The 12,691-nt window shown below is 37.5% G+C and carries 7 protein-coding genes, 1 tRNA gene and 1 pseudogene; 3 read left to right on the forward strand and 6 right to left on the reverse strand.

Annotation, left to right across the window (positions count from 1 at the left end):
* Positions 1-118 precede the first annotated feature (118 nt).
* From clpX to ACZ2G0_RS01175, 3 genes are all read right to left on the reverse strand, one after another.
* Complete coding sequence (gene clpX / locus ACZ2G0_RS01165) at positions 119-1,351, reverse strand: ATP-dependent Clp protease ATP-binding subunit ClpX (protein ID WP_470308637.1); 1,233 nt, start codon at positions 1,349-1,351, stop codon at positions 119-121.
* 87 nt (positions 1,352-1,438) lie between these two features.
* The gene (gene clpP / locus ACZ2G0_RS01170; protein ID WP_144889473.1) at positions 1,439-2,113 is read right to left on the reverse strand and encodes an ATP-dependent Clp endopeptidase proteolytic subunit ClpP; all 675 of its coding nucleotides are present in this window, start codon (positions 2,111-2,113) and stop codon (positions 1,439-1,441) included.
* 396 nt (positions 2,114-2,509) lie between these two features.
* Positions 2,510-3,835 carry a trigger factor gene (locus ACZ2G0_RS01175; protein WP_470308638.1) on the reverse strand — a complete coding sequence of 442 codons (1,326 nt, stop codon included), beginning with the start codon at positions 3,833-3,835 and terminating at the stop codon, positions 2,510-2,512.
* A 1,058-nt stretch (positions 3,836-4,893) separates the two neighbouring features.
* Between ACZ2G0_RS01175 and ACZ2G0_RS01180 the strand changes: the two genes are divergently transcribed.
* From ACZ2G0_RS01180 to ACZ2G0_RS01190, 3 genes are all read left to right on the forward strand, one after another.
* On the forward strand, positions 4,894-6,735 hold the full coding sequence (locus ACZ2G0_RS01180) for a cystathionine beta-synthase (protein ID WP_470308639.1): 1,842 nt from the start codon (positions 4,894-4,896) through the stop codon (positions 6,733-6,735).
* A gap of 145 nt (positions 6,736-6,880) precedes the next feature.
* Complete coding sequence (locus ACZ2G0_RS01185) at positions 6,881-8,329, forward strand: flavin-containing monooxygenase (RefSeq protein ID WP_470308640.1); 1,449 nt, start codon at positions 6,881-6,883, stop codon at positions 8,327-8,329.
* 47 nt (positions 8,330-8,376) lie between these two features.
* Positions 8,377-9,564 (forward strand): MFS transporter, encoded by a 1,188-nt coding sequence (locus ACZ2G0_RS01190; protein WP_470308641.1) that lies wholly within the window; start codon positions 8,377-8,379, stop codon positions 9,562-9,564.
* 124 nt (positions 9,565-9,688) lie between these two features.
* Here ACZ2G0_RS01190 and ACZ2G0_RS01195 read toward each other — a convergent pair.
* From ACZ2G0_RS01195 to ACZ2G0_RS01205, 3 genes and pseudogenes are all read right to left on the reverse strand, one after another.
* Positions 9,689-9,760: transfer RNA gene (locus ACZ2G0_RS01195), tRNA-Glu, on the reverse strand.
* Positions 9,761-9,946: 186 nt separating this feature from the next.
* Positions 9,947-12,217 carry a multicopper oxidase domain-containing protein gene (locus ACZ2G0_RS01200; RefSeq protein WP_470308642.1) on the reverse strand — a complete coding sequence of 757 codons (2,271 nt, stop codon included), beginning with the start codon at positions 12,215-12,217 and terminating at the stop codon, positions 9,947-9,949.
* Positions 12,207-12,689, reverse strand: a pseudogene (locus ACZ2G0_RS01205) (DUF305 domain-containing protein). The gene ACZ2G0_RS01200 and the pseudogene ACZ2G0_RS01205 overlap by 11 nt, the downstream one beginning before the upstream one ends.
* Positions 12,690-12,691 lie beyond the last annotated feature (2 nt).

The raw sequence follows: 12,691 nt of genomic DNA on the forward strand, positions 1-12,691 counted from the left end.
GCGCATAAAAAAAAGAACCTCCCACTTTTATTACACAATAACAAATACTGTAATTTACCCATAAAAAAACCTGTCCAAATCAATGAACAGGTTGTTATTTTTGAGAAAAATGCAATGGTTACGATGCTATTTCCAATCTTTTCAATAGATTTTTATTTAAAGTTTCTTGTGCATATTCTGCGTCAATCACTAAAGTTTTATCATCTGAACTAGGTAATTCGTACATGGCATCCGTTAAAATTGCCTCGCATAACGAACGCAATCCACGTGCTCCTAACTTGTATTCTAATGCTTTATCAACAATAAAATCCAAAGCCTCATCTGTAATGGTGAATTCGACTTCGTCCATTAAGAATAATTTTTGGTATTGCTTAATCAAAGCATTCTTTGGAGTAGTCAAGATCGAACGCAATGTTTCTCTGTCTAATGGATCCATATGTGTCAATACTGGCAAACGACCAATAATCTCTGGAATCAATCCAAAATCCTTGATGTCTTTAGGAATAATATACTGTAACAAGTTGTCTTTATCGATATTGTCCGCTGTTTTAGAAGTCGAATATCCAACAGCTTGGCGGTTCAAACGTTTCGAAATGATTCTTTCGATTCCGTCAAAAGCACCACCAGCGATAAACAAGATGTTTTGGGTATTTACTTCAACAAATTTTTGGTCTGGATGCTTACGACCTCCTTTTGGTGGTACGTTTACTACTGTTCCTTCTAGTAGTTTTAGCAATGCTTGTTGCACCCCTTCACCTGATACGTCACGTGTAATCGATGGATTGTCGCTCTTACGAGCAATTTTATCAATTTCGTCGATAAATACGATTCCGCGTTCTGCTTTGGCTACATCATAATCCGCAGCTTGAAGCAAACGAGTTAAAATACTCTCCACATCTTCACCTACGTAACCAGCCTCTGTTAATACCGTAGCATCAACGATAGCCAAGGGAACGTCTAACATTTTAGCAATGGTTTTAGCTACTAATGTTTTTCCGGTTCCGGTTTGACCCACCATGATGATGTTACTTTTTTCAATCTCTACCTCATCGTCTTGCTGCTGTTGCATTAAACGTTTGTAGTGATTGTAAACAGCAACCGACATTACTTTTTTAGTTTGATCTTGACCAATAACGTATTGATCTAGAAAAGCTCTAATTTCTTTTGGCTTTTGCAAAATCAAATCACCTACAAGATTAGCACTACCTGATGATTTTAGTTCTTCTAAAACGATTCCGTGTGCTTGCTCGATACATTTATCACAAATGTGCGCATCGATTCCTGCTATTAATAAATTCGTTTCTGGCTTTTTTCTACCACAAAACGAACATTCTAATTTTTCTTTCGCCATTCTTTATAGTCTAAAGTCATAAAGTCATAAAGTCGAAAGTTCACAGCATTGCTTTTGACCTTCGACCTTCGACTTTCGACTGTATTTTTATCCTCTTCTTAAAACCTCATCAATCATTCCGTACTCTTTCGCTTCATCAGCTTTCATCCAGTAATCGCGCTCACTGTCTTTGTGCACTTTATCAAAAGTTTGTCCTGAGTGGTGTGAAATGATGTTGTATAATTCATCTTTTAATTTCAACATTTCTCTTAAGTTGATTTCCATATCAGTAGCAACACCTTGTGCTCCTCCTGATGGTTGATGAATCATTACTCTTGAGTGTGGCAATGCCGAACGTTTTCCTTCAGCTCCTGCACACAACAATACCGCTCCCATAGAAGCAGCCATTCCTGTACATATTGTAGCCACATCAGGCTTGATGTATTGCATCGTGTCATAAATTCCAAGACCTGCATAAACGCTTCCTCCTGGAGAGTTCAAGTAAATTTGTATGTCCTTAGACGCATCTGCGCTTTCTAGGAATAATAATTGTGCTTGTACGATGTTTGCAATTTGGTCATCGATTCCTGTTCCTAGAAAAATAATTCTATCCATCATTAATCTAGAAAAAACATCTAGTTGAGAAATATTCAACTGGCGTTCTTCAATAATATAAGGAGTCATATTAGTAGGATTCATTGCCGCAACGATTTTATCGTAATACATGGCATTTACTCCTTGGTGCTTTGTAGCAAACTTTTTAAATTCTTTACCGTAGTTCATGTGTATGTGTTCTAAATTACTTTATCTCTAAATTGTTGTATCGGTATTGCAAAGGTCGTTCCCCTTTACAAATCGTGTCATTATGTCTTATTTCTAGCCCAGACAGCAGCGAAAAGCTTTTTGAAATCTTGTCTCATTTTTTCTTGCACGAAAAGAGCGACCAGCGGAAGCTCCTTTTCTTGCTTAGAAAAAAGAGAACAAGAGGAGAAAACTTGCAGCGTATGGCTGGATAAGCTCCTGAATTAAAAAAATAAAAGAGCGTCAAAAATAAATTTCTGACGCTCAAATATAACCATTTTTTATTGTTTACTCTTGGTAATCAAATCATAAAATTTTACTAATCTAAGGCCGTTGTGGGACTTTTGACTTTCGAATTTATCAATTGAAAGACTAAATTTATTCTCCGTAAGACGCAGCGATAAATTCGTCGTAAGTAACTTCTTTAGTTGTTGGGTTTGCTTTTTCTTTAAACAATTCCAATAATTTCTCTGCAACTACTTGGTCTGAAAGTCTTTTTACTTCGTCTTGGTTAGACAATACACGAGCTACAATTCCTTGAACTTCTTCGTCCGTAGGATTTGTTTGTCCGAATTGTGCCATTTGCTGACGGATGTTTTTAGTTGTGAATGTTTTTAAGTCTTCGAAAGTGATTTTGATGTCAGACTGAGCCATAGCTCTACCTTCGATCAATTGAAAACGCAATCCTTTTTCAGAACGAGCGTATTCAACTTCAGCTTCCTCAGGAGATAATTTTTTCTCTCCAACAGTTTGCAACCATTTTTTCAAGAACTCAGCTGGCAAATCAAATTTGGTGCTTTCGATCAAGAAATCAGTAACATCAGCTAATAATTTTTGGTCTGCTTGAGCAGCAAATTGAGACTCAGCATCCTCTTTAATTTTTGCTTTCAATTCGTCAAGTGTAGCTACATTTCCTGCACCAAACAATTTATCAAACAATTCTTGGTTCAATTCAGCAGGTTGAGCCGTGTTGATTGCTTCGATTGTAAAAGTAACATCTACTTCTAAACCGTGAACATCATCGTGGGCTACTTTCATAACGTCCATTAATTGGTGGTCGTCTTCGAATAAACCTTTAGTATTTACAGTAACTACATCACCTACTTTTTTACCAATGAATAAATCAAAGGTCGCTTTGTCTTTAAAAAGATCAGCAGCGATAGTAGTTGCGTTGTTAATTCCTTTTTCTTCGTTAGCGAAAGTTCCAGTAACGTCAGAGTCAGCAGCAACAACTTCTTGTGGAATTGCAGTACCAAATTGTTTTTGGATACGTGCTACTTGACCGTCGATTAATTTATCATCAGCAGTAACAACATATTTTACGATATCGTTTTTAGCCTCTAAGTCTAATGTAAAGTCAGGAACTAAACCAATTTCGTACTCAAAAGTCAACTCCTCAGCATCCCAATCAAAGTTTTCGTTTACTTTAGGAAGCGGAGTTCCAAGAAGATTCAATCTTTCAGACTGAATGAAACGCTCTAAAGCCAAATCAACTACTTTTTTAACCTCTTCTTCTTTAATCCCACGACCGTATTGTTTTGCAACAAGATCCTTAGGAACTTGTCCTTTTCTGAATCCTTTTACAGTTGCCAATGGCATTTTTTCGTTTATTCTTTTTGCTACTTGACCTTTGTAATCCATGTGAACCACTGTCATTACAATCGTCTCGTTTACAGCGTCTATTGCTACTCTTTTAATATCCATCTTCTTCTTTAATTTACATTATAATTTCGGATGGCAAAATTATAAAATTTTTCGAAGCCAACCAAGCTTTTTAGCAGCGAACCTTGAGCGGCGTTTTCAACTGATTTTTAACCAAATAAAAGGGAGTTAGTGTGGTTGTTTTTGGGCGTGCCGCACCTCCGCTTCGCTGCAGTGCGTCAGGCTGTTCGTTGCAATCTTTTATTTGCTGCGCTGCATAAAAGGATTTTCACTGCCATCCTTCACGCGGGACTTAAGGTAGAAATGACGAGTAATTATTTCTGACGAATGATTTGTGCTGCTTTTAACTAATCGTTGTGTTTTGCAATTTGAACATGCAAATCAATTTCATGTACTCTCGTACGTAAGATTGCGTCGTTCCTCGCAATGACAACCAACGAAAGTCTTTGCGAGGTACGAAGCAAACCTAAAACACATTCATGATACTACTTAATCGCAAGCTGTAGCACGAATAAAAATCCTATGATTCCCTCATGTACTCCCGTACGTAAGATTGCGTCGTTCCTCGCAATGACCACCAACGAAAGTCTTTGCGAGGAACGAAGCAAACCTAAAACACATTCATGATAAAACCTTATTACAAGCTGATTCATGACAATTGGAAATCCTACGCTGCCTTTGTTTGCTCTCGTGAGTAGGATTGCTTCGTTCCTCGCAATGACAACCAACGAAAGTCTTTGCGAGGTACGAAGCAAACCTAAAACACATTCATGATACTACTTAATCGCAAGCTGTAGCACTAATAAAAATCCTATGATTCCCTCATGTACTCCCGTACGTAAGATTGCGTCGTTCCTCGCAATGACCATTAACAAAAGTCTATTCGAGGAACGAAGCAAACCCAAAACACATTCATGATACTACTTAATCGCAAGCTGAAGCAAGACAAATGGAAATCCTATATCGAACAGAATGAACGTAGGAAATGAATCTGCTATTTCACATGGTTTAAACTGTGAGACGCCATCGTAACAAAACAGGGAACCCTTCTATAAATAAATCTAATTATCGTAAATTGCACCCGATTTAAAAATGCTATCATGACAAACAATTTATTACCCTATATACAAGACGTTTTAAGCAATATGCCAGCTGGATGGTTAAGCACAACAACACATCGCCTAGATATTTATGAAGAGAAATTAGCCAAAACGCAGTTCTTAGATCAATTCGAAGCGTTGTACAACCAAAATAATGCGACGACAGTAGCTTTAGATAATTTATCAACTGCATACGATTACATACGACTGGGACATCCTTTGTCTTGCGTTTTAGAGTGGGCTATCGCTAAACTAAACAACCTAAAAGCGGATAATGTGATTAGTTTTGCATCAAAAACTACTCCTATACTAGCTGTTTTAAGAAAAAACAGTTTAGACAATAAAGCAACCAACATCTATCATATAGGTCCGTTGCCAACTCATTTTGATGCTGAAATTATCAAAAATATTTACGGCTACTCCTTTGACTTGAAGAAAATAACGGATAGTAGCATGATTCCGTCTTCGGATGCTAGTACGATTTTAATCACATCGGAGGAGAATGTGGGCAAAATTGCGATTCCAACCTCTGTTGATTTCCATATTAGTCTTCACGGAGAACTAGGAAGTGTTTTAGTTGTAAATGGAGCTGAAAACGAAAATTATGTTGCAGCAATTCAACACGTTCGACGCAGAGAAACGGTTGCTATGACTCCAGCTGACTCTTTAATTGCCTTACAATCGCTTGTTTCGCAAAAAGAAAGTACTGCAACTAAAAGTACTGTTGCTGCCGATAAAAAAGCCGTTTTAAAAGTTATTCAAAACATAACAAATACGACTATTACGCCACTTGTAGCATCCAGCGGATTATCTATTCAGTACGCTATCATGATGGGATTAGTTCATGATGCTGCTATCAATCACCCTAACAAAGCTATCAAAATTATTGTACCTCCTAATTGTTATGGTGGAACAAACGATCAGGCACGACGTGTTGCTGAATGCTTGTCAAATGTCGAAATTGTAGACCTTCTTGTTGATGGGGATAACGATATGGTGCAAAGTATTGATACCGTACTGGCTCAAATCGCTCTTGAAGATGCGGTTCCTTACATAATTGCTGAGATTCCAACCAACCCAAGAGTTGAAGTTCCTAACCTTATCGATTTAAAAAATGCATTAAGCCAAGAACGTAAAACAGCATCAGGAAGTAGCGCTATTGATGCCGTTTTTATACTAGACCAAACTTTTTGTCCTAATGTTCATTTTCTAGGTGAAGAAGATATCCTTGCCACCGTAAGAACGATTTCCTTTGCTAGCGGGTCTAAATTCCCAAGTGGCGGAAAATGTACCGCTGGTTATTGCGTTGGAAATGAAAAAACAACGGCTTTAATGGATAAAATCGCTTTACACCTAGCAATTTGTGACAACGAAGCGACCGACTTGCAATATGCTATTTTAGCGGAGCAATTACCATCGATGAATCAGAGAATTGCTGACGCGTATGTAAACACACGTGACTTTGTCAATTTTATTACTAAAGAATTGCCTGATGCTAAAATCAACTTTGTATCCGAAGAACCAGCGAGCCAAGGTTTTACTCCTTCTGTTTTTTCATTAGACTTACCAACCAAAGGAAATACTCCTGAAGAAAAAGAAGCGCATAAGCGAGAACTAAACCTAAAGTTGATCAACTTAATGATTACGAAGATACCTAACGAGAGTAAATTTTGCGTAAGCTATGGTCAACTAAAAGGATGTTATTGGACAATTCCAGCAACCTCAACACAAGGAACGACTAAGGAAGGCGACAAAGATTATATTGTACGTGCTTCCCTATCTCCCAACTTGGACTTGGATTTACACAAGCAAGTGTTTTTAGAATTTGTTAAAAGTATCTAAGGCAAGTATTTATTAAATTGTAATTATTGCTTTTTTATTCTGAACATCATAAATACAATAACACCATAATAACTACAATTATTATGGTGTTTTTTATGCTAGGTATTTTGTATTTTGCAACAGCATTATTTTCAATAAACATAAAATGAATTCCAATCACAAGGACGTTATAATTATAGGAGCCGGTTTATCAGGTATCGGTGCTGCTTGCCATTTGTCTCGCAAAAACCCGAATAAAAGTTATTTAATTCTGGAGGCACGAACCGAAGTGGGCGGAACCTGGAGTTTATTTCAATATCCTGGAATTCGATCTGATTCGGATATGTACACCTTTGGTTATTCCTTCAAAACATGGGAAGACAAGAATTCATTTGCTCAGGGCGCAACAATTTTAAATTACATCAACGAAGCTGCTGATGAATATAAAGTTAGAGAACATATTAGGTACCAGCAAAAGGCGGTTACTTTTAATTTTAATACTCATGCAAAACTTTGGACTATCAGCACCATTAACCCGGTTACTAACGAAAAGTCGCTTTATACCTGTCAGTTTCTTTTTAGTTGCAGCGGTTATTATAATTACACTAAAGGCTACACACCCGAATTTAAAGATCAGTCACTATTTAATGGTCATATAATTCATCCGCAGCAATGGCCTAGTGATATGGCTGTAGCCAATAAAAAAATTGTCGTTATTGGTAGTGGTGCTACCGCGGTAACAATTGTTCCGGAACTCGCGGCAGAAGCGGAAAAGGTGACCATGTTGCAACGTTCCCCTACGTATATTGCTGCCTTACCTAATCATGATAAAATGGCGGCTAAACTAAAACGTTGGTTTCCTAAAAAAATGGCTTATAAATTGATTCGCTACAAAAACATTTTGTACACGATCGTTTTTTATAATCTGTGCCAATACTTTCCTGAGAAGATGAAAAATTTCATCATCAACGGAGCTAAAAAAGGTTTGGGTGATTTTCCTGTTGACCCGCATTTTATTCCAAATTACAACCCTTGGGAACAGCGTTTTTGTATTGCTCCCAATGGCGATTTTTTTAGAGCCATCAGAAAAGGAAAAGCAGCTGTGGTTACAAACCACATTGATCGCTTTGTACCCAACGGAATTGTTTTACAATCAGGAGAAACACTTGAAGCAGATATTATCATTACGGCAACAGGACTCGATCTCGTTGCTTTTGGAGGAGTGCAATTTCAAATTGATTCAAAACCCTTTGACGTTTCAAAATCATTTGTGTACAAAGGATTAATGTTAAGCGACTTGCCTAACTTCTTTATTTTTGTTGGTTACACGAATGCATCCTGGACTTTAAAAAGTGACCTGACTAGTGAATATATTTCAAGAGCACTTCATTATTTAGACAAACACAATTACAAAGCCATGAAGGTACAGGTGATTGAAACTAATTTGCAACCTATTCCTTTACTAAACCTCAACTCCGGCTATATTACTAGAGCAGCCAAAACTTTGCCAAGTCAAGGAAACAAAGCACCTTGGCGCATGTATCAAAATTATATTTTAGACTATAAAATGTTGCGTATTGACGCTATTAATGACAAACGAATTACCTTTTCTTAACCATAGGTAACTTCAACTTTAAGTAATTCAAATAGAAAAACACCTTCATGCTTGTCGTAAAAAAACATATTTTACCCCTAATTGTACTCGCTCAGTTTTGCTGTACGTCACTATGGTTTGCCAGTAATGCGGTCATATCTGATCTCGCCCTAAATTTCGATTTGAAAGCGACCGCTGTTGGAAATCTAACTTCGGCAGTACAATTTGGATTTATTTTAGGAACATTGTTGTATGCCCTTTTGGCAATTGCAGATCGGTTCTCGCCTTCTAAAGTCTTTTTCCTAAGCGCTCTTGTAGGAGCAACATTTAATCTTGCTTTGTTATGGGAAGGAAACACGCTTACAACCCTACTTGTCATTCGGTTTTTAACTGGTTTTTTCCTTGCCGGAATCTATCCTGTCGGAATGAAAATTGCAGCTGACTATTTTGAACAAGGACTTGGGAAATCACTAGGTTTTTTAGTAGGCGCCTTAGTCCTTGGGACGGCATTTCCGCATTTTCTAAAGGGAATTGCTGGAAGTTTAGCATGGGAATTTGTAATTATTTGTACAACTGGGCTCGCCATTTCAGGTGGCTTGCTACTCTTGTTGTTAGTCCCAAATGGACCATTTCGAAAACAAAGTCAAGGCGTTACTTTAAAAGCTTTTACAGCCATATTCAAAAATAAAAAGCTACGAACAGCTGCGTTTGGGTACTTTGGACATATGTGGGAACTATATGCTTTTTGGGCTTTTTTACCTTTAATGCTGCACACCTTCATGAAGACACATGCAATACCAGATGTTACTATTCCTATCTTATCCTTTATAATTATTGGAAGTGGTAGTCTCGCTTGTGTACTGAGTGGCTATTTATCTGAAAAATTTGGAGCTAAAAAAATAGCTATTATTGCCTTATCATTGTCCTGCCTATGTTGCCTCGTTAGCCCCTTGTTTTTCGTACAAAACTCAGCTCCACTATTTATAGCCTTCTTAGTATTTTGGGGAATGGTCGTGGTAGCCGACTCTCCACTCCTATCTACCCTGGTAGCTCAAAACGCATCGCCTGAAGTAAAAGCCACCGCCTTAACCATTGTAAACAGTATTGGCTTTGCCATAACCATTATTAGCATTCAATTAATTAGTTGGTTGCAATTATCGACCAATAGCAGTTGGATATACAGTTGTTTAGCGATTGGACCTGTGATTGGTTTATTTGCATTAAGAAAAAAGACTCCCGTTTCTCATACTTCATAAAATTTCTAATGAAAGCATACTAATTTATATTCTGTATAACTTGCAAATAATTTCAGTAGTGGGATTCACAATTAAACACAAAAAAACCCCGAAAATTACTTTCGAGGTTCAGTGGAATTTTTAGTAGCCCGTAGCGGAATCGAACCGCTCTTACATGGATGAAAACCATGCGTCCTAACCGATAGACGAACGGGCCATAGCTTTATTTCGGGTGCAAAAATAAGACTATTTTTTACATTTGCAAAGGCAAAACCAAAAACCTTAGGCGGAACTATTTATTTTATTTCTAAAAAAACGTAAACAGTTCATTCCTAGCGGCAGTAAAATTAAGGGTACTGACTTTTTTTTTAGAAACACCCGTAGTATTCTTACTCTATTATCATTAATAATTAAGATTAATACCAAAACCTACTCCCATATCGCTATCGTAATGCGTGGTAATTCCAATGTTTTTACCAGCGATGTACTTTAAACCAGCCATATACTCCTTGTCGGTATTAACCATAAATGCCCCTCGCACTCGCTTTGAAACAGGAATATCCTCGCGCATTAACTGAAAGCGAACATTACCATCATGATAGACTTCTGCTTGAGCGGTAATCAACAAAGGCAACGTATAACTAAAACCTAGACTCAGTTGAATACGTTTATCTTTCGTGCTCGTCTGTCCAAAAAGATTGTTCTCAACTTCATTCATACCTAACTTTCTGTAACGGGCATCAAAACCTATAAAAGGCATAAACCACTGGTTTCGTCCAATGTATCTCCCAATATGCGTTTCTGATTCGTAACCATGATCGTCATGAAATCCTAAACGCCATTCGGTGCCAAAACTCCAGCGTGCATTTTGCAACATCGCTTGTCCATCATTTCCATTGGTAGCAAAATTATTTTCTGCCATAAAATGCAATCCATTGCTTTCTGATTGTAATTTTTTGTAAGCTGCTGCTTTGTTAGGCAAATAAGGATTAGGAGCTGAGTTTTCATAACTAAAAACGCGATTCATTCCTGCCATCATGTGATACAAAATATGGCAATGAAAAAACCAATCTCCATCGGCATTAGCGTTAAACTCAATCGTATCCGTTTCCATCGGCATGATATCCAACACGTTCTTTAGCGGTGCATAATCGCCTTGACCGTTTAATACTCTAAAGTCATGTCCGTGCAAGTGCATCGGGTGGCGCATCATCGAGTTATTGTGCAGCACAATACGAACGTTTTCTCCTTTTTTAATCAAAATTTTGTCCGTTTCCGAAAGCACTTTATTATCCATACTCCACAAATAGCGATTCATATTTCCCGTTAATTCAAAATGCAATTCACGAACAGGAGCGTCTTTTGGTAAAGTAGTTATTTGAGGTGCTTTTAACATACTGTAATTCAAAGTCTCAATATCTGGCGAATCCATAGCATGAGCCGAATGATCCATTTTATCCATCTGCATTCCATCTGATTTCATATCCATTTTCATTCCGCCTGATTTCCCGTGCATCATCATAGGTGCTTGTCCGCTTATTTCGGGGTACATGACAGTATTCATATCCATTTTTTGAAGACTCATATTCATACCCATGTCATTCATTGTCCCATCAACATTCATCATGTCGTTCATCATTTTCATCCCTTCAAAATACTTCAACTTAGGTAAAGGAGCGATCAATTGCTTGATTCCACCACCAATATATAAGGAAGTTGATTTGGTGCGATCTTCGGCTGTGGCTAAAAATTCGTAGGAAGTATTTTCTGCTGGAATGGTCACAACAACGTCATAGGTTTCTGAAACTCCAATAATTAGTCGGTCTACTTCCACTGGCTCTACGTCATTTCCATCATTGGCTACGACCGTGATTTTGCCTCCAGCATACGTAAGCCAAAAGTAACTCGAAGCGCCTCCGTTAGAAATACGCAATCGCACTTTATCTCCTGCTTTAAATTGGGAAAGCTGACTTTCATTAGCACCATTAATCAAGAACTTATCGTAGTAGATATCGCTCACGTCCATGGCTAGCATGCGCTTCCATTCGTTAGTTAATTTTGTTTTGAAATGCCCCGCATGAATCGCTTCGGCATAACTTTGAGTAGTTCCTTTTTTAATAGCAAACCAGTCCGAAGCATTGTGCAGCATTCTATGGACATTTTCGGGTTTGTAATCCGTCCATTCACTTAGGATGACCGGAATTTGAGGAATGTCATCAATACCTTTTCTAAACGTTGGATCATTCAATCTTTTCTTTAAAATCATAGAGCCATACATCCCTATTTGCTCTTGCAAGCCACTGTGGCTGTGGTACCAATGTGTTCCTGACTGAATGATTGGAAATTTATAAACAAACTCAGCTCCCGGTTCGATAGGCATTTGCGTTAAAAAAGGCACACCATCCTCTTTATTAGGCAAATATAAACCGTGCCAATGCAAGGAGGTAGACTCTTTTAAATGATTGTACACATGTATTTCAGCAGTATCCCCTTCGGTAAAAGTTAAGGTTGGCATAGGGATTTGTCCATTTACTGCAATAGCTCTTTTTTCTTTTCCTGAAAAATTAACAATAGTGTCGCGTACATGCAAGTCGTAACGAACTACTTTTTGACCTATCGACTCATTGGCTACTAGTAAAAGTAAAATGAGAATTATTATATTACTATTTTTCATTTTCTAATCTTTTTAACATCATTTTCATTTCCTCGATTTCTTTCTTTTGTGCTTTAATGATATCATCCGCAAGCTTTTTAACTTCAGGATCTTTGATATCAGCTCTTTCGCTAGTCATAATAGCTATTGAATGATGTGGTATCATTCCTTTTAACCATAAAACATCGCCAATAATTGGTTTTTGCGTTCTAACAAGTAATAAAGCGGCGCTGAACAATAATAAGCTTCCAACTAAAATTGCCTTATTTTTCTTCTTCTCAGTGTACATTCCCCACATAAAAAGCAACATTATCAAAGCCATTGTAGAAATACCTAAACAAGTCATTTAAAACCTAGTAAGGCTAAAATAGACATGATCAATTGCATACGTATTCAAATACATCGTAACATACATCGCTAAAAATGAGGAAGCTAACATTAGGAAAAACTTGGGGTAATTAGCGCTCTTAGTTTCTTCTTTATGATTTTCCATCT

The organism is Flavobacterium sp. KKT103 (assembly GCF_055640565.1).

Coding starts and splice junctions, on each gene's coding strand:
- ACZ2G0_RS01190 (WP_470308641.1), top strand. CDS start 8,377: ATGCTTGTCGTAAAAAAACATATTTTACCCCTAATTGTACTCGCTCAG.
- ACZ2G0_RS01185 (WP_470308640.1), top strand. CDS start 6,881: ATGAATTCCAATCACAAGGACGTTATAATTATAGGAGCCGGTTTATCA.
- clpX (WP_470308637.1), bottom strand. CDS start 1,351: ATGGCGAAAGAAAAATTAGAATGTTCGTTTTGTGGTAGAAAAAAGCCA.
- ACZ2G0_RS01180 (WP_470308639.1), top strand. CDS start 4,894: ATGACAAACAATTTATTACCCTATATACAAGACGTTTTAAGCAATATG.
- clpP (WP_144889473.1), bottom strand. CDS start 2,113: ATGAACTACGGTAAAGAATTTAAAAAGTTTGCTACAAAGCACCAAGGA.
- ACZ2G0_RS01175 (WP_470308638.1), bottom strand. CDS start 3,835: ATGGATATTAAAAGAGTAGCAATAGACGCTGTAAACGAGACGATTGTA.
- ACZ2G0_RS01200 (WP_470308642.1), bottom strand. CDS start 12,217: ATGAAAAATAGTAATATAATAATTCTCATTTTACTTTTACTAGTAGCC.